The organism is Peribacillus sp. FSL K6-5616 (assembly GCF_038008245.1).
Taxonomy (GTDB): domain Bacteria; phylum Bacillota; class Bacilli; order Bacillales; family DSM-1321; genus Peribacillus; species Peribacillus frigoritolerans.
In genome coordinates, this window is sequence record NZ_JBBOYT010000001.1 from 2798565 (window position 1) to 2824292 (window position 25728).

A 25728-nucleotide genomic window follows, 5' to 3' on the forward strand; every position below is an offset into this window, starting at 1 on the left:
CTGTCCCTTTTTTTAAGGATCGTTTAATTGGAAAAAATATTATTCAATTGGATTATCATCATACGAGATCCAGTCACTGAAACTGCCAATATAAATCTTCACATCTTTAAAGCCCGCTTCTTTCAGGGCGATATAATTGGGTGAGGCCGTTACACCTGAACCGCAGTACACAATGATTTCCTTATCTTTACCGATGCTTGTGAAATTCGACTGAAGATCTTCCTTCTTTTTAAAATAGCCATTTTCCAGAACGTTCGTCCACACCTTATTTACTGCACCAGGTATATGGCCGGCTTTTTTATCAATTGGCTCCTCGATTCCCTCGTAGCGCTTAGATTCCCGTGAATCCATTAATACGATATCGTCAGGTCTATTCAAAGTGTAATCCTTCACTTTTCGAAAAGATGCAAAAACGTGCTCATTTAAATCGATACGATATTCGGTTGGCATATAATTCATTTGAATCGAGTCAATCGGATAGCCCGCATCCCTCCAGGCGCGATATCCCCCGTTCAGGACAAAGACTTTCTGATGCCCAAGGTAGCTTAGCAACCAGACAAACCTGGAAGCAAAAGAACCTTCCCCGCCATCATAAGCGATAAGTACAGTATCGTTGGTGATTCCATTTGATTCCAGTTTATCTTTAATGGTTTCCAGGTCAGGAAGAGGATGTCTTCCGCCATGTTCTTGAACCTGACCCGATAATTCCTTTTCAAGATCGAAATAAACAGCGCCTGAAATATGGTCTTTTTTGTAATCATTATACCCTGCGTCAGGAGAGCCTAATTGAAAGCGGCAGTCACAAATTCTGATATCTCTAGAATTCAACAACGGCAACAGCTCTTCTTTTTCGATTATAAAACTCATCTCATATCCCCCTATTCCAAAATGCCCCAAATTAATTCATTAAGTTCCATTTCCATGTTCTTCCCTTGATGTAGCCTAGTTATCTCATTCTTTATGGAAAGTGATTTCCCTTCTATTAGCGAAAGATTATTTTCACTTTCATTGTTGCTTATACATTCTTCCATTTGTTTTGCTTTAAATATCCGGGTCATCCTGTTTTTCATTCCTTGATCCGTTGAAACCGTATCAAGTAATTCCCATACCGATAATGGTGGCAGCGAACCCCGTTGGATGATATATTCAAGGGTTAAATACGAACGGTATACTTGTACCCATATTTTTAGCTCTTTTCTTTCGGAACCCCTTTTTTTTGTCAATTGTTGAAGATTGTCGCTCATCATCCGATAGTAATGGTGCCCCAGTGCCTTTTTGGAATAGCAATCCGCTATCAAACCAGTCATCTTCCTATAATAATCCGGATGGGTTATCAACCTGATAGGTGACTGAAACAATTCAAATAGAGCAGGGTTACTCTTTAAGGTAAGTCGGGATGATTTAAAGAGATCCCAGCCTTCCATGTCAAATAGGCCTTCTTTCACTTGAATGACTTCAACTGCCTGCCTCAAGCTCAAGTATGATCGCTTATCATTATGAACATATATAAACCGAACATCGTAATCCGATTGGACCGATGATAAACCAAAAGAATGGCTGCCAGTAACAGCAGCCATCAATATGGTTATATCCTCATTCTTTTCCAGGTATCTCAAGCGTGAAATAAGGTTTTCTTTCATGAATGAACCTCGTTTCTATTTCGAATGCATTTTAGCCAATTCCGCTACAGCATTTTCATAATACGGTAAATCAACCGTTTCCTCCAATGCTGCACGTAACCCTGCAAAGATATCCGATACTTCCGTCTTAAACTCTTTTTGAATCGCGAGTAACTCTTGATCGAGGACTTCATTATACATTTCGTAAATCCGCTCACCCTGTTCTTTTGCATATATAAGGGCAGGTTCATCCAAACGCTTCTGAAGACCTTCGCTCATTTTCGCTTTTTCATTCTTTTCAAAGAAAGATTTTGGATTCTTGAATAATGCCAATTCCTTTTTGAATTCCCCTGTATCCAATTGGGCAAAAGCTCCAGTGAATTCAAGGGATTCCCTCTCATTGGGTTCATATGGCTGTAATGAAAGGGTTCTTCTTATTTTTTGCATTTGCTGAAGCAAACTGCCCTGTTTCTCATTCAGTAATTTATTTACGAACATTTCCGTCCTTAAAGCCGTAGCCCGCATTTCCTGGGCAAGGTCAAAGCCTAAGGCATCCAATAAGTTCTTCATCGATTGCTTGAGGACAATTTTCAGATCGCCTCCATCATCTTTTAAAACAGCTGGATTGAACGATTCTTTGAAGAAATCATTAAACCGGAAGAAGACCCGTTGTTTACTATAGAAAGTCAATTCGTCTATCTCTTTTTTCAACCGTTGCTTTTCGGCATCCCCTTTAATGACTGAAAGGAGTTCCGAAATGGCCTGTGACTCATGAGAAAGGGTCTCCAGGGCTTTTCGTTTCGCTTTCTCATCCTGTCTGGAAGCTGTAATTACATCTCGTAGCAATTCTTCGGTTCTTTTTACAGCCGCTTGAGCCGATTCAATCGCAAGTCCAGTTAAATCGTTTTCTATGAAAGAATCGAATTGGCCTTGGAATTCCATGATTCCGCTATTAGGAAGGAATGAATGCTTAAACGAACCAGGCGTTTGTTTTTCCATCAACGCCCCCTTACTCGTAAGCGGGAACAGTTTTGGAAAACGGATACCGAATCCATTCAATTGATCTGTGACATAATCCATCACTTCGTCCAATTCGTCAGTCGTTTGTGCCAGGTCGACGGCATTGACGATGAAAAACATCTTATCCATAGCGAAAGAATCTTTCACACGTCCAAGCTGTATCAGGAACTCCCTGTCTGCGCGGGAAAATGGATGATTATAATAGGTCACAAATAGGATGGCGTCCGAATTCTTAATATATTCGAAAGCTGCTCCTGTATGGCGTGCATTTATCGAATCGGCCCCAGGTGTGTCAACAAGGACCATCCCCTGCTTTGTCATTTCACAGTCATAACGCAATTCGATCAGATCAACAAGACATGACTTGGATTCTTCCGCAGCAAACCGTTTAAATCCTTCAAGGTCTACCGTAACCACATTTCCTAAATCATTTTGGTACTCGGGAAGCCCTTGATGAAACGCCCTAAGAAACGATAAATGCGTTTTACCCTTATCAACTTCCCCTGCCTTCGCAATGATTTGCCCTGCTAGTTGAAGTGCTTCATCCAGAGTCTTTGCCGATTTATCAAAAGCTGCCAATGCCAGGCTTACATCTTCCAACAGCATCGCTTCGGTCTTTAATTTGACGGTTGCCGTTCCATGTGGATGCTCAGCGTCCGAAGACATGATTTTGTTGATTGCGGCAGTTGTCGGATTTGGTGAGACAGGAAGGACGCTTTCTCCCATCAAAGCATTGGCAAAGGAAGATTTACCCGCACTGAATGCACCGAAGAGGGCAACCGTGAACGTCTGTTGTTCCAAGCGATTTGCCTTCTCTTTCAATTCTTTATAAAGCGATTGAAACCCTCTCAGAGGTTGGATCAGCTCGGCCGCCTGTTTTAAACTCGCTGCAGTTTCCATCAGCTTTTCTTTTCCGCGTAAATCAGTAGCATCAGATGAAGAAACAGTCACGGAAGGTACAGCTTCCGTGATTTCTTTAACATGATCACTTACAGATTGTTCGTTGACGGACCTTGAATTACTTACTTTATCGGTTGTCATGATTTTGACTGTAATATTTTTTTCCTCTTCATTCCATTGAGTTAACAGCATATCGATTTCACGCTCATCGACTAATGATTCAGTTTGATGGGCAATGGCCTCTAAACGTTCCGTTTGGTACTCGATTTCCGCGTTCATCGCAGCAGTAACTTTAAGAGCTTCCGCAAATTCAGAAAAACCTTCAAGTTCCTTATCGATGGACATAGACTGCTGTTCCACTATTCCTTCCATAACGGTAACCATATCATTCAAAAATCCTTCTGATACATCACGTGCTTTCTTTTTTATCGCTGATGCCAAATCATTCGTATAGTTTAAAACGTATTCACCCGTAATATCGACTTGAGGCTTCAAAGAGTTTTTTATGTAAGATTCCGTTACCTCGATTTGAAGTGCCTGAGCCTTACTTTCAAGTGTTGAATCGTGGATTTCCGCTTGATTAAGCGTTTTTACCGCCAGTTCTTTAAGATGCCATTCAAGCTGGGTTTTCACCTTTTCTTGTAGATCGCTCAAGAACGCCTTAATACGTGCCTCACGTTCGGCATCCGTTTTTTTCTTGGCAAATAATAGACCCATTTTAAAGTCCGGCTGAGCCGATTCCAAGAATGATTTACCTAGGTCCCGTGTTGCCGCAGGCATGATGTATGCGCCTTTTAAAATGGTTTCCAATGCATCGGCATATTGGCCCTTGATTTCCTCTATGCGTCCAGTCAATGATTTTTTTTCTTTCAATAGGCTGTCCACCTGATTCGTCAGGTGTTTCCGCTCTTCATGAGGCAGTTCTGATAGTACTTCAAAATCACCGGCATGTTCCTCTTCATACTGCTCCTTCAGCCAATTAAGATGTCTTTCGACAAGGGCATTAGCCGATTGCATGATGGCATCTTTCCCATCATTTAAACCTTTGCCCGCCATGTCATATATGAATTGCTTGACCACTTCTATTTCATTTTCGGTATTGTTCAAGTCTCTTACGGATGTATAAAAAATACCATCAGGATATACATTCCAGTTCGCAAAAGCTTCAGAAACGGAAAGCTTGAAGTCTTGAAATCCAAGCTCGTTCTCATCATGCTTATCGATCATATTGATAATTAAGTATGTCGGTTTTTCAGCCTCCAACAATTCTTTCGTGAATAGGAAGTTGACTTCTGATTGGACGTGATTGTAGTCCATGACATAAAAGACGACATCAGCTAGATGCAGGGCAGATTCCGTAGAAACTCTATGTGCATCGTCTGTCGAATCGATTCCTGGCGTATCCATGATCGCACATGAATCCGGCAGTGAAAAATCATTGGAACTTATCGTTATTGCCGATACTGAATCTCCATCCTTGGCAAATTTCTTGACCTCTTTAAAATCATAAGGTGCAGGAAATAAGACTGGTGGCTGATGATGGTAAAAGACTTTGGCATAGTCTTCCCCTTTTTGTACCTTTACCGTATTTGCACTCGTAGGAATCGGACTTGAAGGCAATACTTGATCACCAAGGAGAAAGTTGATCATACTAGATTTCCCCGCTGAAAAATGCCCGCAAAAAGCAATGATGAACTCCTCATTATTCACTTTCATGATTAACTGTTTCATTTTATCTGCATTGCCTGTATCACCTGCCGATTGAAATTTCTCATACATGGCAGTCAAAATTCCCAATTTGGACTGTTGCTTTAATGTTTCTTGAATCATGAATCCATACCCCTTAATCTATCGTCATTTTGATATTCTTATTGTAAACGATTTCGTTTGTTATTCATACCGTCCCGCTTTATTTTTACTATATGATTCATTACAGGCCATGTTCAAAAAAAAAACCACCAATTGGTGGATTCGCGCAATTTGATCATATTGTTGGAATGCAAAAAAAAACCAGGATGTTTACCTGGTTGTTGGGGTGGGGTTAAAAGCAGCTCGGTTTTCCATTGGTGATTCGGTATAAGGTTTTACTGCCTTTGCCGTTTTTTGAATATTATTCAATACATGTTTCATCACAAAACCATATGTAGCGATTGTCAATAAAATGAATACCCAAACCATTACCAACACCATCCTCTTTTATATTGATTAGCTTTTAGTTTTTAGTTAAAATAAATGATTGAAATCCGAATGAGAATAATTTTCATCTTCATTTAGAATCTTATCACGAACGATAATCATTTTCAATAAGTAATTAAATTTTTTTATTATTCTCCCTTAAAAACCGTAGAATATTCCGTGTGTTCCTTTAATGCCTTCTCTTCCAGTGGGATTCTTACCATCATCATCCAAACATTCAATAAACTAAAGATGATAGCAGTATAATATGCATTGAATAATAAGGAAATAACTAAAATCTCAGTTGCCACTATGATATAGTTCGGATGTTTGAAAAATTTATAAGGACCTTTAATGACTACATCGGCATCAGGAACCACTATGATTTTTGTATTCCAATGTTTTCCCAATGAACGGATTACCCAAACCCTTCCTGACTGCGCAATTAGAAAAAGGGTCAGCCAAATCGGCCAAAGTCCAGATATATCCCTTTCAAGGGCGATCACTTCAATAATGAGAACAATAAAAAAACTAAGATGCATTAGAACCATCCATTTGTAATGGGACTCACCGTATTCTATTGCTCCTCCAGCTTTCAACTGTTTTTCATTTTGTTTGGCGATATATAATTCAACAAGGCGCTGTATAGCGATCAAGATAATGAAAATGGCGAAGATCATCACTTCCACCTCATTAACACAAGTTCAGATGAAAACCCAGGCCCCAATGCAGCAGCCAGTCCCACCTCACCTTTATCCCCGCCCCGCTGCATGAACCTCTCCAGAACGTACAAAATAGTTGCTGAGGACATATTGCCGAATTCACGCAATATGCTCATTGACTCTGCCGTCATGCTTTCATCGAACCCGAGGGCTTCGTGATAAGCATCAATTACTTTCTTGCCTCCAGGATGAGCGATGAAATCTTTTACATCGTTTAGATCGAATCCATTCTCCATTAAGAACTCTTGAACATTCGGTTTAAGCCAATCCTTGATGATTGTAGGGATATCTTTCGAAAAAATAACGTATAACCCTTGATCTTTAACATCCCACCCCATAACATCCAATGAATCCGGCATAAGCGTCGATTGCGAATCCAAAAATTGCAAATGCCTTACTTTTTTTGAAAACTGTTCACTCGGCACTTCATCACCGCAAACCAAAACACAGCTTACTCCGTCGGAAAATAAGGAAGTCCCAATTAAATTGCTTTTGGAGATATCATTCCTTTGAAATGTCAGACTGCATAACTCCACGCTTAAAACAATGACTTTCGCCGTCGGGTATGCTTGGCAATATTCAAAAGCACGTGATAGGCCACTCGCTCCCCCTGCACAGCCAAGCCCCCAAATCGGAATCCTTTTAGCATGCGGATTAAATGTAAGTTCATTCATTATCCTGGCATCAATGGTCGGGGTGGCAATCCCCGTGCTTGAGATAAAGAAGAAAGCATCTAGTTCGTTTGCCTGCAGTCCTTCTTTTAAAAATTCTGTGTTGGCTAAGCATTTTTCTATAGCTTCTTTCCCAAATTTGATTGCCTGCTGTATATATAAATCATTCCGATCGGCAAAAGAATGATCCTCTTTAAACCAATCGAGATCATTTGAAAAATATCGATTTTCCACTTGTCCATTCTTAAAGGCCTTTAGTAACCGTTCTATATTCTTAAATGATGCCCCAAATATTTCTCTCGAAAATTCCATAATTTTTTCTTGTGAAAGCAAATGTGGCAGCTTTACATGAGATGCAGATAATAAATATGGCATGATTCCACCCCTAATTATTCATGATATGGTTAATATACCCACCAGGACATCAATTATGCTTTATAGCTAAATGGTTATATGTATAGGCATTTAATAATATTTTTTCAATTTTCTTCTACATAACTAGGTAACTAAAAAAGAAAGAATATAACCATACAAGCGGAGGAATACTTCCACGAATATCACCTTTCATGCCGAAAAGGACGCTAATGGATTTCCTGTACGAAAGGCTGTCTTTTGAGATACGGCTTTTGAATGTCCAATGAATAACGGATTTAATGATCGAGGGAACAAACGGATGGGCTGAGTAAAACGGTAAAATCATGTTTGGCATGCCGTTAGAAGGGGGAATGCTTAAATCCTTTGCAGCAGAATTCGGCAGCATGCTTGCCGGTAACTATTACCGCCTCTTTAGCAGGAGACAAAGCATTGATTGGTATCATACCCATATGGGCAATATCGATAAAAGGGCGAGGTACCCTTCATATCATCTTAATAATCGAAAAGTATTCACGATATAATAAAACCCCCTTACCTATAATTTGGTAAGGGGGCGCTTTCAGTCTTCTTTCTTTACTGAAGATTGATTTTGCACTTGTATAATGATGTTTTGAAACTCCTCTTTTCCACACACACTGCACCTATACTCCTGGCTTAGTATGGTACGGCAATGAATACAATATTTTTTCTCCATCCCTATCACTACTTTCCTGAACATATACTATCAATATATTCAAAAAGTGAAGAGAGTTTCCTTTTATCTGACAAAACTCCAAATACATTATCAATGATATGCTTCGGCCCTAAATGAAAAAAATGCCCAAAATCCTCTTTAACTGAGAATTTTGGGCATGTAAATGGGTGAATCTATCAAGATTACCCGAATCTATTTTTAATCAGGCTACATTTTGCCCTTCAATACGGGCTTCCTTCACCTTCCCTTTTGTAGGGATGATGTTAAAGACGATATTCAAGAATATGGCTGTCAAACTTCCGGCAACAATACCGTTTTCCGTTAGGATTTGAAAACTTTCCGGAATTTGCGCAAATAGCTCAGGAACGACGGTCACCCCTAGTCCCATCCCTACTGAACAAGCGATGATCAATAAATTTTCTTGAGAAGCAAAATCCACTTTGCTCAACATCTTAATTCCAGCGGCAATTACCATCCCGAACATCGCCACCATTGCACCGCCAAGCACGGATGAAGGGATAATTGTCGTGAATGCACCGATTTTTGGAACAAAACCTATGAAAATAAGAATGCCAGCCGTTGTGTATATGACATTTCTTGTTTTAATGCCTGACAATTGAATCAAGCCCACATTTTGTGAAAAAGCTGTATACGGAAACGCATTGAACAAACCGCCAATCATGATGGCAAGTCCTTCAGAACGATATCCGCGAGCCAGATCGTCTTCTGAAATCTCTTTGTCCGTGATTTCACCAAGAGCATAATAAACACCAGTCGATTCCACCAAGCTGACGATCGCCACCAATGTCATTGTAATGATTGCCGTGACGTTGAATGTCGGGGTTCCAAAGTAGAAAAAATGAGGCATATGCAGCCAAGTGGCACTGACAACCGAGCTAAAGTCCACTTTCCCAAGGAAGAAAGCTGCAAATGTTCCTACTAACAGCCCCAATAAAATAGAGATGGAGCGTACGAATCCTGATGAGAATTTATACATGAATATAATGAATAACAAAGTTCCGAAACCAAGAGCTACATTATTCAAGTCTCCGAAATCAGCAGCTCCTTGGCCACCACCAAGGTTGTTGATGGCAACAGGAATGAGCGTAATGCCAATAATCAAAACGACCGATCCAGTGACAATGGGCGGGAAGAACCTTGCCAGTTTTCCGAAAAACTTACTAATGATAATGACGATCAATCCCGACGCCAAAATAGATCCATAAATGGAGTTGATTCCATATTGCGTACCAATTGCAATCATCGGGCTAACCGCTGTAAATGTGCAGCCCAGGACGACAGGAAGCCCAATTCCAAAGAATTTATTTTTCCATACTTGCAATAAAGTTGCTATCCCGCACATCAAAATGTCTATCGAAACTAAATAAGTTAACTGCGCTGCAGTCAATCCCAGCGCCCCACCGACTATCAATGGAATGACGACTGCACCGGCATACATGGCAAGAACATGTTGTAATCCTAATGAAGCAACTTTTAATGGTGATTGATTAGACATTGACGGCTTCTCCTTCCTTTTCCTCAGCGAACGTTATCTCACCGAATTTCAACTCAGCAATCCGTGCAAGTGATTCCACTTGAAAACCTTGTTCCCTAAGATCCTTACCACCGCTTTGGAATGCTTTTTCAATCACGATGCCGATTCCGGCCACTTCTGCTCCAACCTGCTTACAGATTTCCACCAAACCCCGGGCTGCCTGTCCGACAGCAAGGAAGTCATCGATGATCAAAACCTTATCTCCAGCTTCAATATATTTATTGGAAACCGTAATGGTACTGGTTTCTTTTTTTGTAAAGGAATGAACGGACGCCGTTACTAAATCATTTGTTAAAGTAAGTGATTTACGTTTACGGGCAAAAATGAGCGGAACTTCCAATTCCAGCGCAGCCATCAAACCAGGTCCAATGCCAGAAGATTCAATTGTCAGCACTTTCGTAATTTCCTTTTGTTCGAAACGTTTTACGAATTCTTTACCAATTTCTTTCATTAACATAGGATCCATTTGATGATTTAAAAATGAATCCACTTTTAAAATATCTTCTGATAAAGCTTGACCCTCGGACAAAATTTTATCCTTTAAAAGTTGCATGAAGGTTCCTCCCAATCTGGATGTTTATTGACCATAAACCATGCAATTGTTTCCAGGCATATAAAAAAGCCCAAGAAACATTGCAGCACTTTTTTGGAGTGAAGCAATACTTCTTGGGCATGAATGAAAAATGAATCAGCAAAAGCCTTCATTATGCAACAAGATCTATTACTCACCCATAGTCGAATTATTTACGGTAATCCGGTAGAAACTTGCAGGCCATATCCCTGCTATTATACGAGTGAAACTTAATATTTTATTAATATATGAATTATAACAACGCTGACTCTATTTGAAAAGTTATTTTTGATAAAAACCGAACTTTCAATAAAAAAAATAAGTCATCATTCGTATTATTAGAAAATTGTGAAATCACTAACCCTAAATAGGAATGGATTTACCTATAAAGAAAAAACATCGCGCATGCGGGTTCTCCCCGGGACTAGTTTTCCCGCAGGAGTCTCGCACACCCGCTCCAATCAACTTTGTTTTAACTTTTAGATAGAACCCTTTCGCCTAAAGTCTTGGTTGTTTATAAATTTATAAAACTTGAAGGAATGAAGCTTTCTATCATGATTCTATTCAGCGAAATCAACTGGAAATGATTACTTTAAATCAACTATTCAGAGGTAAAGACGCCAAAGTATTGATCCAGTTATATCAGTTAAACCGCCCTTTGGGTGAGCTATTAATGTACTCCACGGCTATCGTGAGTACAAATCTCCAAAACACATCTGTGCAACATCCTCATCTTTATCACAGTGTACAAAAAGAATATCTGGCAAACATATGTGGAAGAAGCACATCATCTGCTTCATCATTAAGATGTAAAAACTATATATGCGAAACGTAAAGAAACGATTGATCGTGTATTCGCATATGCAAAAGAATGGTATGCAAAAATTGACGATGCAGGCGATGCTTACTTTCGCTGCGATTATTTTAAAAAGATGGCCAATTGGACATAGTAAGGTCCAAAAATAGCCTAACCTAGTGGGCTTCTAGAGCCCCAATCTCTTTAGGCGGAAATTTAAAGGGAATTTAAAAAGGGTTCGGAATTTTTTAATTCCGAACCCCTTTTGTCTTCAAACTGAGAAGGCCTTTACATTTAATGCAAGTCCTTCTTCCTTTGATTCATTTGATTTTATAAACTTCTTTATATTTATCTTCAAGATACTTTATTAAATACTGAACATTCAGGCCTTCCCCTGTCGTTTCTTTCAAAATCTCCAAAGGTTTTTTTGTTTTTCCATATTTATGTATCTTTTCATTAAGCCATTCCCTGATTGGCGCAATATCCCCCGCTTCCAACAGTCCATCAAAATCAGGCAAATCTTTAAGCATCGCTTGCTTGATTTGGGCTGCATACATATAGCCCAATGCATAAGAAGGGAAATAACCAAAGCTGCCATCTGCCCAGTGTACATCTTGCAACACGCCCATGGCATCATTTTCAGGAACAATTCCCAAATAATCCTTGTATTTTTCATTCCAGACTCCCGGTAAATCCTTCACTTCAAGTTCTCCATTAAAGAGAGCCTTTTCCAGTTCATACCGAATCATTATATGCAGAGGATACGTCAGTTCATCTGCTTCAATACGGATGAACGATGGTTTCGATTCGTTAATGCCCCGGTAAAATTCATCCAGCGTCACGTCATTGAATTGTTCGGAGGCATATTCATTTAATAAGGAGAATTTATTTTTCCAGAAGCTATGGTTCCGTCCAATGAAGTTTTCGAAAAATAAAGATTGTGATTCATGGATCCCCATGGATGTCCCGGAATCAAGAAGTGTTCCGGTTAACTCATTGGCGATATTCTGTTCATAAATGGCATGTCCACATTCATGAATGGTACCAAAGATTGCCCCCCTAAAATCATTTTCATCGTATCGGGTCGTCACCCGGACATCGCCCCTATTTATTCTAATTTCGAAAGGGTGAACCGTTTCATCCAGCCTGCCAGCCTTGAAATCGTATCCTAGCTGTTTTAGAATTTCCAAGTTGAGTTGATGCTGTTTTTCTTTAGGAAATTCTTTATAAAGGAACCCTGTTTCAGGTCTATGTTCGCTTGTTGCAATCTGTTTTACCAAAGGAACGATTCTCGACCGAAGCTCACTGAATACGCTGTCAAGTACATCTACAGTCATGCCTGGTTCATACATATCCAAAAGGGTATTATATTTCGTCCCTTCATATCCCCAGTATTCTACAAACCTGCGGGTATACGCTACAATTTGCTCCAGATAAGGTTGAAATAAAGAAAAATCAGCTTTTTCCCTTGCCTCTTCCCATGCACTTTCAGAACGCGATTGTAAAATGACGAATTCCTTATATTCGTTAGCAGGAATTTTCTTATTCCTTTCAAAATCTTTCTTACACACTTGCACCATTTTATTAGTCGTTTCACTAAGAGGCTCCATCGAAAGTTCTGCAATGAAGGATTCCATTTCTTTACTTGTGCTCATATTAAACACCTCGGAGGAAAGCACCCCGATAACTTCGGAACGCTGCTCAACACCCTTTTTCGGTGCACCTGTACGCAAATCCCAAAAAATTAACGCGAGTGCTTCATTATACGCCGAGATTTTCTTTACATATTCTTTAAACTCTTTTTCTATCAGATCGATACCCTTTTTTGTCATATTCACTGCTCCTTCCAACTACACTTTACCATATTATACAAAAATCATTCCTATCAGAACCACTCCGATTAACAAATTAAAATAAAAAAAGAACCAAGGGGCACCTTGGCTCTTTTTTTGGATAGAATGGAGTTAAAGCGTTACAGGAAGAATGGATACAATCTTCTCTTTAACCTGCTCCGAAAGATCCTTATCAATCAAAATCTGGACTGTCCCCGAATCATTGCTCGTCCTGATCAAACGCCCTATTCCCTGGCGCAAGCGAAGGAGCATGTATGGAAGGTCCACTTCTTCAAATGCGTCGGTAACCGAGTTGCGTTTGGCCTCGAAAACTGGATCGCGCGGCGGGAATGGCAGGGAGTGTATCACAACATTTTGTAATGAAGGCCCTGGAACATCAAGCCCTTCCCATAAATGATAGGAGAAAAGGACAGATTGCTCTTCCTCTTGGAACTTCTTAACCAGCTCGCTGATTTCCGCTTCCCCTTCAAAATAAAATGGATAAGAAGACATTGGGCAGTTTTCCTTGAACCATTGCAATTCTTCTTTTGACTGGAACAACACGAGTGTTCGACCTTCATTTTCCTCAATTGTCTTCATCGTATATTGAAGTTTAGCCAATTGATTTCCATTTTCGAAGGCAGGCATGTTCATTTTCATGACTTCATCGTAATCAAACGGTGATTCAACGGAGAAGCTGTCATACTTTTCTATCCCTAAACTATCTGCAATGTATTGGAAGGATTTATTATCCGATAATGTTGCCGATGAAAAAATGTAAGGGATTTTTTTAGAGAATACCTGTTCAGACAAAATATCCTGTACGAGCCTTGGCATGATGACCAATGTTTTGGTCATTTCATTTTCTTCAAACCAGGAAACGGCCTGTTCATCCTTTACAAATAGAGAAAGGGAGTAGCCCAGCTGCTCTAAATATTCTTCCGTCACTTTTAAATCATAATCATTGATCGTGTACATTTCCGCTTCAAAAACTAGGTTCTCCTCTAATTCCTCAACCTTTTTGTGAAGCTTATGGGCAAAGCTTGTAATTTCTTTGGACATTGGGATTTCATAACGATTAGATCCGCTGACATGTATCGCTTTTTCATCCAACAAATCAAAAAATTCTTCATTGATATCAATTAAATCCTCAATGATATATAAGGTTTCTTCACGAACCTGATTGGCTGTAAGCAATTCTAAAACCGAGGCAAGGGTTTGTTCCCCAACTTTATAGGTTAAAGCCTTTTGAGCAGCAAATTCCAATAAGTGACCTTCATCAAAGACAACGCAGCTATGATCTGGCAGCAATGGTAACTGTCCTTCACGCTTACGCTTTTCCTTGGTCCATACATGCTCCATGAAGAAGTCATGTGAACAAATGATCAAATCACTTGATTTTCGATAGTGGTCCCGTGATAGGGTTTGCCCGCATCGATGGCGTTTATCACAAGTGAAACAGTTTTGGAGTTGATCCCAGCCAACTTTAGACCAGTCTTCATCATTTAAATATGGGTACTGTTTACGGTCCCCATATGCTGTATAGGCGTTCATGGATGAGTTATCATGGACAAACTTGGGAAGTTCATCATATAGTTGATCTATTCCTTCTGAATCTTCATGATTCACTGCGTAATCCAACTTCTTTAGACATACATATTGATCGTGGTATTTGGCAAGCCGAACATCCACTTCAATACCTAAAGCATTCTTGATTTTTTGGATGTCGCCTTCCTCTTTGACAAGCTGTTCAATCAACGTTTCATCTGCACACGAAATAATGGCCGGTTTATTCGTATATCTCGCATAACAAATCGCATATAGTAAATAGACCAATGTCTTACCGGTCCCTACCCCTGCTTCAGCAAAACTTACATTCTTTTCCTTAAAGGCTTTTTCTAACTGAAATGCCATGAAGATTTGTTCGTCACGCAGCTCAAATCCTTTTTCGGGAAGAATATCGTAAAAAACATCACCGATCCATTCTGAAAGCTTATCGTAAAAAGAATCTTCCTTTGTTACCGAAAAAGGCAGTGTTTTAAGCATCCTGGTCTCCCCTTTTATCTATCATCAGTGTATAGAATTCGAATCATTATAATCTTAGGCAAAAGTATATTATCCTTTATTTCACATTAATAGTCAAGATATTTACCAACCATTAGAAAATGAAACGTATTAGGTATGTTTTTTCTATGCATGCTGCCTGGTTGCCCCATTCGTAAAATAAAAGACAGGCTCCAAAAGAGAGCCTGTCTGTAAATAATATAGGGTTGAATTAAGCTTTGTTTACGTTTGATGCTTGTGGTCCACGTTGACCTTGTTCTACATCAAATGTAACGTCTTGGCCTTCTTCAAGAGTTTTGAAACCTTCGCCTTGGATAGCTGAGAAATGTACGAATACATCGTCTCCACCTTCACGTTCGATGAATCCAAAACCTTTTTCTGCGTTAAACCATTTTACTTTACCTTGTTCCATTTTTGTTGCCTCCTAGTGTGTTCTCCACACATTATATTACTATCCTTGCTCAAAAGAATATTAAGGTATTCCTTATATCTGAACAAAAATAATTCATTATTAGAATAACAGAAAAGGAAATGATAAGCAAGACTGGAACCTATTATGAATAAATCGTCCTGACTAGCAAAATCCTCCGTTATATTTTACCTACTTATTCACCTTGAGGCTGTCTTGGCGGCCTTTTCCCCCAATATTGATAAAGGTCAGCACGGATGAAACCGTTGAACAATTTCCTTTTTTTCGTTGCAGGCTTACCGTAATGCTGTTCGAAGTCAGGGTTGGAGGTAATCATGTATACTGACCATGTATCAAGCTTCTTGAAGGCTTGGCCCATTTCCCTATACATCTGCTCAACCGCTTTTTTCTCACCAAGACGTTCCCCATAAGGCGGGTTCCCGACAATGACACCATACTCTTTCCTGGTCGATATATCCCTCACCTGCATTTGTTTGAATTCAATCAGATCACCAAGACCGGCTTCAAAACTATTAGCTTTAGCTATATCGACCATTCGATGGTCAATATCACAACCGGTTATGTCCAAGTACTGATCATAATCGGCTAAATCTTCAGCCTCAATCCGTGCTTCATCCCAAACCTTGCTGTCCATCCATGACCAAGTTTCAGATACGAATTCCCTATTAAACCCAGGTGCTATGTTCTGACCAATTAAGGCCGCCTCGATGGGAATCGTTCCAGATCCACAAAATGGGTCTATGAAGGGTTTATCCGCTTTCCAATTGGTCAGCATGATTAACGCAGCAGCCAATGTTTCTTTAAGAGGTGCCTCCCCCTGCCCGGTTCGATATCCCCTTTTATGCAAACCTGCACCTGAAGTGTCTATGGTAAGTGTCACAACATCTTTTAAAATAGATACTTCAATTTTAAACAAAGGACCAGTCTCGGCAAACCAAGACACTTGCTTGTATTTACTTTTCAATCTATCAACAATTGCCTTTTTGACAATTGCCTGACAATCAGGGACACTGTATAGCTTTGACTTAACCGATTTTCCACTCACGGGGAACTCGACATCGGCCGATAAGTAATCTTCCCAATTCAATGCCTTTGTTTTTTCAAACAACTCATCAAATGAATATGCTTTAAATTCCGCGACTTTAATTTTCACCCTATCTGCACTGCGCAGCCATAAATTAGAGCGGGCAATGGCGGATTGGTCCCCTTTATACGTGATTTTACCATTTTCGACTTGACAATCGTAACCAAGATCCCGAACCTCCTTGGCAACTATTGATTCCAATCCCATTGCTGATGTTGCGATAATATCGAATTGTTTCATTAATTCTGCACCTTCTTTCCATTAATCCAAATCAATGGCACCTTTTCACGAATTTCTTCATCTATGTATTTTAGAAGCAGGCATTGATTTTTTACATGTAAACCTTATTTAAAAGGTCCACCGCCTTTTATCTTGTCGTTAGAATTCTTCATTGTTGGCCTAGCTTCCATCATGATCATATAGCGGGAACATCTATGGATTACCGTGAAATATAAGCTTTACTCTATTATCACGGGCACTTTAAGATACTCGCTGCAATTATATGATTGAAATCATCCAAACCAATTATGTATGGTTCCCATCCATTATCCACCTTCATTTTTAGGGCTAACAGATGAGAGTTAAGGAACCTTTATAATAGGATACCCAGAATCAAGGAAATGCTTAACATTCCAACACTATTTTTAAAAACGTTTCCGAAGACTTCATTCAAGCTATTTTCTTTCCGCTGGACAGTATTCGAATGGAATGAAAAACTTGCCAAGTTCTAAGTTTAACACAGCGGAGTTTCAGAAAACGAAAAATAAATGGAAATGCCCAATCTTTTTATATTAGGGCAATCTCCATAAACAAAAACTCTCCTTTTAAAAGGAGAGTTGTGCTTTTGGTGTAATATGATAACGTTTTGTAAGCCATGTTTTGTTCCTCAGTACTGCAAGCGACTCGCGTCTCGTACTTCGGCGGTAATCATCTATCTACAGAAGCATGTGCTCCTGTCCTTCTCCTCGTTCATTTCCAAGGAAGAAAGCGCCCCTACCATTAATTTGGGTTTCTCGCTCGTGGGGTTTACCTCGTTCCACCCTTTACATTTCTGTAAAGGCTACGTCACTGTGGCACTTTTATAGGTATTCATGCCATATCCAAAAGGACTTAGGCATTTTCCCAGCCGTCAGCAATCCAAGATTGCTGCCCAAGCTTATTTTTTCGCCAGGCACGAACACTACGGACATCGCAGTCCGTGCGAGCATGGACTTTCCTCTACTGCATAAATGCAGCAGCAATTACCCAAACGTTAACATAACATAATTGATTATACTCCATTATTCATGAAAACACAATACCAAAATAATATTTACTTTTACAATGCAAAACCTCAATCAAAAAGCTTGTTACCAAAAACGTGCTTTTCCAAGTTGGATAACCGTTTAAGGATGTCAAAGTTAGTGGTTCCCGGGGTGGCACTTGGAGCAGGTTGATTTGGACGTTTTGTACTCTCGTCGGCTTGTTTTTTCAATTTAAGATTTTCTTGTTTAAGATCTTCAATTTCCTGATGGAACACTTCATAATCTTTGATGATCAGATCCAGGAATTGATCCACATCTTCAGGTTTATACCCGCGCATGGCTGTTTTAAAATCTTTTTCAAGAATATCTTTAGCCGTTAATTTTATCTTATCGGATAGCATAAGACTTCACCTCAATACTTTCGCCAATACAATCGACTTTTTATTATTTTTTCAAATCTGCTTGGGTTTGTCAACGAAACACCTTTTTGTATCTTACTGTTTCAGTGAACGGTATGTATTCCCATTAAAACTGTATCTAAATTTCATAATAATATGATTATGCTTTAGAAACAACTTTTAATCCATAATTATTTTCTCTCATTCTTCGGACCAGCTCGCTTCTTCAGCAGCCGATTGCAAATCATCAAAGTTTATCTGAAAGATGGGGTATGGCTGTGTTTCAGCTTTTTTCATCGCTTCGAAATAAGGATATCGGGCTGATCCTTCTTTTTCGGCTTCGAAAATGATGAGCATGGCATCGCTTTTATGGACCATATACCTATTTTTGATTTTAAGCTGTTCGGGCCCTTCATATGGTTTGTTGAAAATGGATTCAACAAAATCGGCACGGGCCAATATGGATCGGTAAAACTCTTGATTCGTTTCATTCCATGACTCTTCCTGTTTCAGGAAAGGAGTAAGCACCCCTAATTTAAGCTGATGAAATTCTTCCTGTAATTCGAAAACCACTTCGGCACCCCATAGTTCCGTACCCAACTGACCTGAGATGATCACCCATTCCAGCCCATCTTCCACCAATGGCAGGAGACGCTGTTTCATCGCTTTCTTTATATATTTTACGGCTTCATGGTCATTTTTAAATATCCCGAATTCAAAAGCTTTGTAGCCGGTCATATACAAAACCTTCATTGCATAGTCAATCTCCCTTTTAACATGATTATGTAAGAAAACAAGGGCTTAATAAGCCCTTATTTTTTAGTATCCAAAATGCCTAGGCGGACAGCATGGGTTTTGCGGCGGCCTTCCACAGATCAAATGTTGATTATAGCACTCGTTCACAACTGATTGAGTATGCGGGAAATAATGCTTATACGTGTTCACATGTTTATTGACATTTGTAGTATGTGATGGATGAACGACAGGAATCACTGTGTTCGATACATTCGTATTGACATATTGCTGTGTTGGAGAGACTTGCGCTGGGGCAACTTGAGATGGAGATGTTTGTGTTGGACCATATTGCGCTGGAGACACAGCCGTTGGACTATAGGCTCCCATTACGTCAGACGCTCCCATTACGTTGGGTTTTTTACCTGTTGATGCGCCCATTACATTGTTGTTGTGTGCACCCATTACATTGTTGTTGTGTGCGCCCATTACATTGCTGTGTGCGCCCATTACATTGCTGTGTGCGCCCATTACATTGCTGTGTGCGCCCATTACATTGTTGGATGCTCCCATAACATGGGGTTTATTTCCTCCACAATTACGAAAATACATTTATAATACGTCCCCTTTCATCATGATAAGTTTAGTCTTACCATTACAGACTATGAAAAAAAGGGGATACGTGTACTGATGAAATGACCTAATTATACAGAATAAGTATAAAACGATGTATGGCTGTCGATAAGTACACTATTATATGAATGCAATCTCTTCAAAACTAGAGGGAAATTTCCTACAAAAAGGAATAGAGACTGTCTTTTAATGAAGTAAATAAAACAATCGTTAAACAAAGGACAACAAAAAATAGAAATAAAGTCGTTTTATACATTTCTCCGCTCCGCTTTCACCTTAATTTTTTGATGTAAAGGTATGAAATGAACGCTTGGAATTTCACCCTCAACTCTTTCCATTTTACACACAATAGTTGAGGGCTACAATAATTGTTTACATATTTTTTATTTTCATCCTTTTGCACTAAAAGACCATTCTCATTCCTTTATTTATATAGAAATATCCTTTGAATCTTCTTTCTTCTCGAGCCGCCGAATCCTCTTTTCCAATTCCAATTGTTTTTTTCCCAGAGTGATCCCTTCTCTTACCATCTCTTGATGGGCGATTATTGAACATTTTAGAGCATGACCGACTTCCTTAAATTGATGTTCGTATAATTTTGCACATTCAATCTGTGCCTGTATCCTTATTTGCACATTCCCTTTTAAAGCAACTTCCTTCCAAATCTCCAAAGCTTCATTAAATTGTTTTAGCTTCTTTTTCTGGAAAGCTAAGGCATGACCAGCCATTATCCGATCTTCCTCACTTCCCGCTTCCAATATTTTTTGATATGTCTCGACTGACTCCTCTTTTTTCCCCAAATAATCGAGCCATCGTGCAATCTCCATGGACTCTTCCGTATATCCATCGATTTGGAGGATTTTTCGGGACAAATGAATATACAATGTGATCAGTGATAAGATATCCCATTCATTATGCTTCATGATCCCAAACAGAATTTCCGGATTCTTCCTCTCAACAAAATCAAAATAAATCATCGGCGCCAAATATCCAGGAATATCATCCTCTCTTTGTACACCTAGAATATCTGTTTCGACCGCAGATAATTTCACTCGCTCTAGTTTGTTTCTCCAAAGGCGTCTTGAAGCATGATATAAATCGAAATGTCCGAACTCCGGCAGTTTTGGTACATGTTCTTTTATCAAAGTATGCCTTGTTTTTAGCTGTGGCCAATCAAAGGATTTACCATTATATGTGACAAGGGTTTCGTAATTGATGTTTTCCAGAAAGCTTTGATAAAGCGGGATTTCACTTCCAGGCTGCGGAAGGATATGTTGCTTCACGACAACTTCTTCACCTTCTAAATACGCATAGCCAAGTAAAAAAATGGTATTGCCCGCTCCGCCTCCAAGCCCTGTCGTTTCCGTATCGAAGAAAAACAGATCTTCACTTTTAACGCCCTTGGCGGAGAGTGGATGCTCCAATGAAGCTTGATTCCACTCTTTCACTACCTTTTTCAGCTCGGAAAATGCATATAAGCCGTGTTTGTGGTTTATAGGGTAACGGACTTCCCTAATGAAACAATAGTCACCATCGAAATGAAAGGAAACGGTATCGTTCTCCAGCCACTTTTCAAAGTAAGGAATTTCTTCATTCTCTTTCTGGTCAATTACTTCTATGGGAGAAGCATGTTTCTCTAGGTTCATATGGGTTTTCATACGGTTCAGTTTATTTTTTAAAGACATGAAATTACACCTCTTTTCACGGATCCCTTTAATCTATTAATGTTTTTGCTTACAAAATTGACCTAATAATTGTTTGGCATCACTCTTGGCTGTTTTCGTTGCGGATTCCGTTCCGATACAGGAAGGACAGCCGCTTTCACAAGTGCAATTCTCGATCATTGAAATTGTTTCCATCAGGATGACTTCAGAGTTTTCATATACTTTATCACTTAACCCTATGCCACCCGGATAACTATCATAGATGAATATGGTCGGTTTTTCATTATGCGCTGCCTTAACCTGCGGATACACATGAATATCATGCGGATCGCACATAACATATAGCGGAATCATGTAATTTAGAGCATGGGAGGCTCCAATCATTCCTTGTTCTATTCGATTTTCGTCCCAATTGAATATATCAGAATCCATGGAAAGCATGGCCGAACTCGTATGCAGCTCCATCTCCGGAAGACTGATTGGTCCTGAACCAATATTTTCATGAGTTTCGAATTTGATTTTCTTGAAGATCGTAGGCATTGCCCGGATTGCGACATCACCGAAAGCAGCTGCTGTGGAAGCGAAAGTTCGCTGTTTATCGACTTCCAATACAGACAACTGGACAGCAAGGTTAGCATCCGTATAATAGTCCACATTGACTTCCCGTACATAAGCTTTCTTTTCATCCCAATCAAGTTCTTCCACCTGAAATTGAATTCCCTGGTGCAAATAAATGGCTTCATCGTGGAGAAGGGTCATTGCACTGAACGTATCCATTTCCCCGATGACCCGATTAACCGGTGCATTCGTTTGGTCGATGATCACGACATTTTCCTGTGCCGCTGAACGCAGGCTGATATTGCTTGCGGGAAAGGCATCATTCATCCAATGCCATTTGTCCCCATTCAAATGTAAGACCCTTTCTTCTGTCAGGAATTCAAGAACGTCCATAATCTCTGTTTTCCCAAAGGTATCGCCTTTTTTAAATGGCAGCTCATATGCTGCACATTTAACATGATCAACCAGGATCAAAAGATTATCCGGATTGATTCTTGCCGTTTCTGGATTTCTGGTAAAGAAATAATCAGGATGCTGTACGATATATTGATCAAGGGCACTGGAACTTCCAACCATGATGATCAATGCTTCCCCATGTCTTCTTCCTGCCCGTCCCGCCTGTTGCCAGGCACTCGATATGGATCCCGGGTAACCAGTCATTATGCAAACCTGAAGCTGGCCGATATCGACACCCAACTCAAGTGCATTTGTGGATACCACTCCATAAATCGAACCATCCCTGAGGCCTTGTTCAATTTCCCTACGCTGTGTTGGCAGATATCCTCCGCGATAGCCCCTGATAGATTTTGGCCCCAATTGCTTTGACACAAGCTCCTGTAAATATGTCAATAGAATTTCCACACGAACCCTGCTTCGAGCAAAGACGATGGTTTGAATTTTATTTTTCAAAAATTCATTTGCCAGCTTCCTGACTTCCAAAACCGCACTCCTGCGTATGTTCAGCGGTTTATTGACTATTGGGGGATTGTAAAACACAAAATGCTTTTTCCCACTCGGGGCTCCGTTATTATCGATAAGGACCATTTGTTTTTCCGTAAGCTCTTCTGCCAACTCTTTTGGGTTATTGATCGTAGCGGAAGTACAGATGAATACAGGATCGCTTCCATAAAAATTGCAAATCCTTTTTAACCTTCTAATGACGTTGGCTGTATGACTTCCGAAAACGCCGCGGTAAATATGAAGTTCATCGATGACCACATACTTCAAGTTTTCAAACAAAGAGACCCATTTCGTATGATGGGGCAGGATTCCTGAATGGAGCATATCAGGATTGGTGATCACGATATGTCCGGCCTGGCGGATTTTTTGCCTGATATTTGAAGGTGTGTCCCCGTCGTATGTATAACTATTTATTTCAGCATCCATTTCATGGATCATTTCATTCAATTCGCTTTTTTGATCATAGCTCAGTGCTTTTGTCGGAAAAATATAAAGCGCCCTGGTTTTTTCATCTTCCAGTATTTTTTGAAGGACCGGCAAATTATAGCATAATGTTTTACCAGAAGCTGTAGGTGTGACCGCTACAAGGCTATTGCCGCTGACAGCAGTATCAAATGCAGTAGCCTGATGGGTATACAACCCATTTATCCCCCGTATTTCAAGAGCATGCTTGATCTTTTCATTCATTGCTTCGGGAAAAGGAACATGTTTTGCCTCTTTTGCTTCAATGACTTGCCAATGTACTATATTATCTTTAAAATCTTCATTTGTTTTTAGATCCTTGATGACTTCCAGTAAATTTTTTCGCAGTTTCATTTAACCACCTCATACTCCTATTCTACCGAATGAACGTTCTATGCAAAAGGGAAACTATTTCCTATTCAAAAAAAAAAGCTGGAAACGTCACATCTCGTTTCCAGCCCGGTCATTTTTTTCATTTAATTCTTCGCGACAAAGCGAATGATTTCTTCGATCAGTCTGCCTGGAGCTTCCAACATTCCCATATGGCCGCTACCCTTAAGTATTACTTCATTGATATGGCTCCCTTTTACAGAAAAGGTTTTTTCAACGGGAATCACCTTATCCTGTTCACCTGCAACCAAAAGGACAGGCAACTTCGTGTCTTTGAGAACATGATTTCTGTCTATTCTGTTCCTCATGGCATGTAATGACCCTATCGCACCAACTTCACTTGTTTTATATCCGATTTCCTTTGTATGGTCAATATTGGGATCATCGGAATTAGCGAAAAGCTTTGGTATAAGTCCGTCAATGAAAGCAGGGATTCCCTCACTTTCGATTTTCTCGACTGATTTTAAGCGCCCCGCCTTTCCAGTCTCATCATCCGGGAAAGCGGTGGAATGTACCAATGAAAAACCAGACAATTTCCCAGGAAACCTTTCTGCGAATGCCAAGGTGATATATCCCCCAAGCGAATGACCGAACATATATACCTGTCCGATTTCCAGTTCTTCCAATAATGACGCAATATCAGCAGCCATATCTTCAATCGAGAAAGATTCTCCTATTTCCTCACTTGCACCATGTCCCCGTAAATCAACGGCAATAACCCGGTATTCTTCCTTTAATCCAGCAATGATGTCACTCCAATATTCATGGCTTCCGCAAAATCCATGGATAAACAACAAAGTTTCCTTTCCTTTCCCGGTATCTATGTAGGAAAGCTTGCTATCTCTCATATTAATCCCTCATTTCCTTTATTAATCATTCAGTACCGTTATTCCCTATGTACCTGAATCTGAAACCCAACAGTCCATTCACATTTCTTCATTCCTCACATAGCTTATAGGCAAAGGAATTTTTTAGAAAGGAGCACCGTGATGACCTCTTCTGAAAAAAATAATAATCGGAATCGAATAGAACCCTTTTCCCATTTCATTAACAAAATGGATCGGCTGTTTTCCGAAAGGCCCCCTAAAGGCATGCTGAAATCTCTTGACGATTTCTTCGGTTCTGCGAAAGAACGGAGCTTTCCGGTTGATATTCACGAAACGCATTCAGAATATACCCTTACTGCCACCTTGCCCGGAATTCCACGCAGCCAAATATCGATTGATGTACTGGCCCATGCTGTAACCATATCTGCAAAGCATGTGGATAGTAAGCATAAAAATCAAGGCTTGTTCCAAAAGGAAGTTTCAGCCGGTACTTTTTCAAGAACCATTTCCTTTCCAAAACCGATTGATGAAGCAAATGTGACCGCTCGACATCGCGATGGAATCCTCACGCTTCACCTACCCAAAATCAGGGGGAATCGGATTGAAATCCATTAGGCATGAATAAAAGCAGACTTAAAAAAGTGGCTGGTCACTTGTAAGTCTGCTTTTTTCTTTTATTCACCATCTATGCTTTGAAGAAGCCCCCTACTCCTTTGACCATTGAAGATACTTGGGAAACTGTATTCATCATTTGTCCAGCTGTATTCATCATCTTCGTTATATCCATGGAGCCATCTTGTGTTTTAAATTGATTCATGACCGATTTGAAACCCGATGGCTGGGGTTTTTGCATGAACTGCTGCTTTGGATATGGATTATGAGCCTGCTGCTGACTTTGCGGAGGTCTTTTAGCTGGCTGTAACGGATTTGCGAACGGACTAAAAGCTTGCGGGTGAAGATTGGACTGGATTGGCTGCATTTGTGTCATTGGCTGCATTTGTGCCATTGGCTGCATTTGTACCATTGGCTGCATAACACTGTTGCCCGGATAAGCTCCCACAGGCATCGCCTGCTGCGGGATTGGTTGAAATGGGTGATATGCTGCCTGCTGATAAGGATCATGATATGGCGTCACATAGCCCCCTGTATCCTGGTGATGATATGGATACATAAATGGTTGTTCAAGATTATGATCATTTGGCGGAGGATACGGCATTGGCTGTTGGTATCCTCCCCAATTTTCCGGCATTGATTGAGGAAACTGTCCTTGATTTGGGGAGATTTGGTTATAACCGGATCTCATCATGTCAATGAGCCCTCCTCTTTTTCATTACATGGTTCTGATAATATAT

Annotated in this window: 21 protein-coding genes, 1 other RNA gene, 1 pseudogene and 1 riboswitch; of the genes and pseudogenes, 3 read left to right on the plus strand and 20 right to left on the minus strand. The window is 40.0% G+C overall.

Translation table 11 applies throughout. The features are described from left to right. Positions 1 to 39: 39 nt before the first annotated feature. The 6 genes from MHB45_RS13330 to MHB45_RS13355 form a co-directional block, all read right to left on the minus strand. Positions 40 to 867, minus strand: a complete 828-nt coding sequence (locus MHB45_RS13330) for a sulfurtransferase (protein WP_072273951.1) — start codon at positions 865 to 867, stop codon at positions 40 to 42. A gap of 11 nt (positions 868 to 878) precedes the next feature. Next, positions 879 to 1640: a nucleotidyltransferase domain-containing protein gene (locus MHB45_RS13335; protein ID WP_072273950.1), complete on the minus strand. Its 762-nt coding sequence runs from the start codon at positions 1638 to 1640 to the stop codon at positions 879 to 881. Between the two features lie 15 nt (positions 1641 to 1655). Beyond that, on the minus strand, positions 1656 to 5369 hold the full coding sequence (locus MHB45_RS13340) for a dynamin family protein (protein ID WP_048688410.1): 3714 nt from the start codon (positions 5367 to 5369) through the stop codon (positions 1656 to 1658). A gap of 189 nt (positions 5370 to 5558) precedes the next feature. Further along, complete coding sequence (locus MHB45_RS13345) at positions 5559 to 5723, minus strand: hypothetical protein (protein WP_162489975.1); 165 nt, start codon at positions 5721 to 5723, stop codon at positions 5559 to 5561. Positions 5724 to 5863: 140 nt separating this feature from the next. Next, positions 5864 to 6394: an isoprenylcysteine carboxyl methyltransferase family protein gene (locus MHB45_RS13350; protein WP_048688407.1), complete on the minus strand. Its 531-nt coding sequence runs from the start codon at positions 6392 to 6394 to the stop codon at positions 5864 to 5866. After that, entirely contained in the window at positions 6394 to 7482 is a 1089-nt protein-coding gene (locus tag MHB45_RS13355) for a type III polyketide synthase (RefSeq protein WP_048688404.1), read from the minus strand. Before MHB45_RS13355 ends, MHB45_RS13350 begins: the two co-directional genes overlap by 1 nt. Before the next feature lie 350 nt (positions 7483 to 7832). Between MHB45_RS13355 and MHB45_RS13360 the strand changes: the two genes are divergently transcribed. Next, positions 7833 to 8003, plus strand: coding sequence for a hypothetical protein (locus tag MHB45_RS13360; RefSeq protein ID WP_161922408.1), 171 nt, complete (start codon positions 7833 to 7835; stop codon positions 8001 to 8003). A gap of 375 nt (positions 8004 to 8378) precedes the next feature. Here the strand turns inward: MHB45_RS13360 and MHB45_RS13365 are convergent, their stop codons facing one another. Together MHB45_RS13365 and MHB45_RS13370 are read right to left on the minus strand one after the other, a co-directional pair. After that, positions 8379 to 9692 (minus strand): nucleobase:cation symporter-2 family protein, encoded by a 1314-nt coding sequence (locus MHB45_RS13365; protein ID WP_034307865.1) that lies wholly within the window; start codon positions 9690 to 9692, stop codon positions 8379 to 8381. After that, on the minus strand, positions 9685 to 10284 hold the full coding sequence (locus MHB45_RS13370) for a xanthine phosphoribosyltransferase (RefSeq protein ID WP_340907922.1): 600 nt from the start codon (positions 10282 to 10284) through the stop codon (positions 9685 to 9687). The genes MHB45_RS13365 and MHB45_RS13370 overlap by 8 nt, the downstream gene beginning before the upstream one ends. A 159-nt stretch (positions 10285 to 10443) precedes the next feature. After that, positions 10444 to 10545: riboswitch (purine riboswitch) on the minus strand. A 423-nt stretch (positions 10546 to 10968) separates the two neighbouring features. Between MHB45_RS13370 and MHB45_RS13375 the strand changes: the two are divergent. Further along, positions 10969 to 11252 (plus strand): annotated as a pseudogene (locus MHB45_RS13375) (IS5/IS1182 family transposase); the annotation flags it as partial. Positions 11253 to 11418: 166 nt separating this feature from the next. Here the strand turns inward: MHB45_RS13375 and MHB45_RS13380 are convergent. From MHB45_RS13380 to MHB45_RS13430, 11 genes are all read right to left on the minus strand, one after another. After that, positions 11419 to 12930, minus strand: coding sequence for a carboxypeptidase M32 (locus MHB45_RS13380; RefSeq protein ID WP_340907923.1), 1512 nt, complete (start codon positions 12928 to 12930; stop codon positions 11419 to 11421). Between the two features lie 132 nt (positions 12931 to 13062). Continuing rightward, positions 13063 to 14976, minus strand: a complete 1914-nt coding sequence (locus tag MHB45_RS13385) for an ATP-dependent DNA helicase (protein ID WP_048688392.1) — start codon at positions 14974 to 14976, stop codon at positions 13063 to 13065. A 229-nt stretch (positions 14977 to 15205) separates the two neighbouring features. Next, positions 15206 to 15406, minus strand: a complete 201-nt coding sequence (locus MHB45_RS13390) for a cold-shock protein (RefSeq protein WP_034307871.1) — start codon at positions 15404 to 15406, stop codon at positions 15206 to 15208. A 193-nt stretch (positions 15407 to 15599) separates the two neighbouring features. Next, complete coding sequence (locus MHB45_RS13395) at positions 15600 to 16748, minus strand: THUMP domain-containing class I SAM-dependent RNA methyltransferase (protein WP_053535549.1); 1149 nt, start codon at positions 16746 to 16748, stop codon at positions 15600 to 15602. A gap of 623 nt (positions 16749 to 17371) precedes the next feature. Continuing rightward, positions 17372 to 17761: RNase P RNA component class B (gene rnpB / locus MHB45_RS13400), an RNA gene on the minus strand. An 80-nt stretch (positions 17762 to 17841) separates the two neighbouring features. Next, complete coding sequence (gene gpsB / locus MHB45_RS13405) at positions 17842 to 18153, minus strand: cell division regulator GpsB (protein WP_034307876.1); 312 nt, start codon at positions 18151 to 18153, stop codon at positions 17842 to 17844. A 198-nt stretch (positions 18154 to 18351) separates the two neighbouring features. Next, the gene (locus MHB45_RS13410) at positions 18352 to 18903 is read right to left on the minus strand and encodes a DUF1273 domain-containing protein (protein ID WP_053535550.1); all 552 of its coding nucleotides are present in this window, start codon (positions 18901 to 18903) and stop codon (positions 18352 to 18354) included. Between the two features lie 66 nt (positions 18904 to 18969). Continuing rightward, entirely contained in the window at positions 18970 to 19413 is a 444-nt protein-coding gene (locus MHB45_RS13415) for a CotD family spore coat protein (RefSeq protein WP_340907924.1), read from the minus strand. 530 nt (positions 19414 to 19943) lie between these two features. Continuing rightward, on the minus strand, positions 19944 to 21200 hold the full coding sequence (locus tag MHB45_RS13420) for a ribonuclease H-like domain-containing protein (RefSeq protein ID WP_340907925.1): 1257 nt from the start codon (positions 21198 to 21200) through the stop codon (positions 19944 to 19946). 36 nt (positions 21201 to 21236) lie between these two features. Then, positions 21237 to 23513 (minus strand): DEAD/DEAH box helicase, encoded by a 2277-nt coding sequence (locus tag MHB45_RS13425; RefSeq protein WP_340907926.1) that lies wholly within the window; start codon positions 23511 to 23513, stop codon positions 21237 to 21239. Positions 23514 to 23635: 122 nt separating this feature from the next. Next, entirely contained in the window at positions 23636 to 24397 is a 762-nt protein-coding gene (locus tag MHB45_RS13430) for an alpha/beta fold hydrolase (protein ID WP_340907927.1), read from the minus strand. 141 nt (positions 24398 to 24538) lie between these two features. Here MHB45_RS13430 and MHB45_RS13435 point away from each other — a divergent pair, with 141 nt between their 5' ends. Next, positions 24539 to 24991, plus strand: a complete 453-nt coding sequence (locus MHB45_RS13435; protein ID WP_202315744.1) for an Hsp20/alpha crystallin family protein — start codon at positions 24539 to 24541, stop codon at positions 24989 to 24991. Positions 24992 to 25061: 70 nt separating this feature from the next. Here the strand turns inward: MHB45_RS13435 and MHB45_RS13440 are convergent, their stop codons facing one another. Then, positions 25062 to 25682 (minus strand): YppG family protein, encoded by a 621-nt coding sequence (locus MHB45_RS13440; RefSeq protein ID WP_072273948.1) that lies wholly within the window; start codon positions 25680 to 25682, stop codon positions 25062 to 25064. Positions 25683 to 25728 lie beyond the last annotated feature (46 nt).

What these genes read in the sequence shown, in the direction of transcription:
- MHB45_RS13330 (WP_072273951.1), bottom strand. Translation starts at nt 867, where the DNA reads ATGAGTTTTATAATCGAAAAAGAAGAGCTGTTGCCGTTGTTGAATTCT.
- MHB45_RS13335 (WP_072273950.1), bottom strand. Translation starts at nt 1,640, where the DNA reads ATGAAAGAAAACCTTATTTCACGCTTGAGATACCTGGAAAAGAATGAG.
- MHB45_RS13340 (WP_048688410.1), bottom strand. Translation starts at nt 5,369, where the DNA reads ATGATTCAAGAAACATTAAAGCAACAGTCCAAATTGGGAATTTTGACT.
- MHB45_RS13350 (WP_048688407.1), bottom strand. Translation starts at nt 6,394, where the DNA reads ATGATCTTCGCCATTTTCATTATCTTGATCGCTATACAGCGCCTTGTT.
- MHB45_RS13355 (WP_048688404.1), bottom strand. Translation starts at nt 7,482, where the DNA reads ATGCCATATTTATTATCTGCATCTCATGTAAAGCTGCCACATTTGCTT.
- MHB45_RS13360 (WP_161922408.1), top strand. Translation starts at nt 7,833, where the DNA reads ATGCTTAAATCCTTTGCAGCAGAATTCGGCAGCATGCTTGCCGGTAAC.
- MHB45_RS13365 (WP_034307865.1), bottom strand. Translation starts at nt 9,692, where the DNA reads ATGTCTAATCAATCACCATTAAAAGTTGCTTCATTAGGATTACAACAT.
- MHB45_RS13370 (WP_340907922.1), bottom strand. Translation starts at nt 10,284, where the DNA reads ATGCAACTTTTAAAGGATAAAATTTTGTCCGAGGGTCAAGCTTTATCA.
- MHB45_RS13380 (WP_340907923.1), bottom strand. Translation starts at nt 12,930, where the DNA reads ATGACAAAAAAGGGTATCGATCTGATAGAAAAAGAGTTTAAAGAATAT.
- MHB45_RS13385 (WP_048688392.1), bottom strand. Translation starts at nt 14,976, where the DNA reads ATGCTTAAAACACTGCCTTTTTCGGTAACAAAGGAAGATTCTTTTTAC.
- MHB45_RS13390 (WP_034307871.1), bottom strand. Translation starts at nt 15,406, where the DNA reads ATGGAACAAGGTAAAGTAAAATGGTTTAACGCAGAAAAAGGTTTTGGA.
- MHB45_RS13395 (WP_053535549.1), bottom strand. Translation starts at nt 16,748, where the DNA reads ATGAAACAATTCGATATTATCGCAACATCAGCAATGGGATTGGAATCA.
- gpsB (WP_034307876.1), bottom strand. Translation starts at nt 18,153, where the DNA reads ATGCTATCCGATAAGATAAAATTAACGGCTAAAGATATTCTTGAAAAA.
- MHB45_RS13410 (WP_053535550.1), bottom strand. Translation starts at nt 18,903, where the DNA reads ATGAAGGTTTTGTATATGACCGGCTACAAAGCTTTTGAATTCGGGATA.
- MHB45_RS13415 (WP_340907924.1), bottom strand. Translation starts at nt 19,413, where the DNA reads ATGGGCGCACACAGCAATGTAATGGGCGCACACAGCAATGTAATGGGC.
- MHB45_RS13420 (WP_340907925.1), bottom strand. Translation starts at nt 21,200, where the DNA reads ATGTCTTTAAAAAATAAACTGAACCGTATGAAAACCCATATGAACCTA.
- MHB45_RS13425 (WP_340907926.1), bottom strand. Translation starts at nt 23,513, where the DNA reads ATGAAACTGCGAAAAAATTTACTGGAAGTCATCAAGGATCTAAAAACA.
- MHB45_RS13430 (WP_340907927.1), bottom strand. Translation starts at nt 24,397, where the DNA reads ATGAGAGATAGCAAGCTTTCCTACATAGATACCGGGAAAGGAAAGGAA.
- MHB45_RS13435 (WP_202315744.1), top strand. Translation starts at nt 24,539, where the DNA reads ATGACCTCTTCTGAAAAAAATAATAATCGGAATCGAATAGAACCCTTT.
- MHB45_RS13440 (WP_072273948.1), bottom strand. Translation starts at nt 25,682, where the DNA reads ATGATGAGATCCGGTTATAACCAAATCTCCCCAAATCAAGGACAGTTT.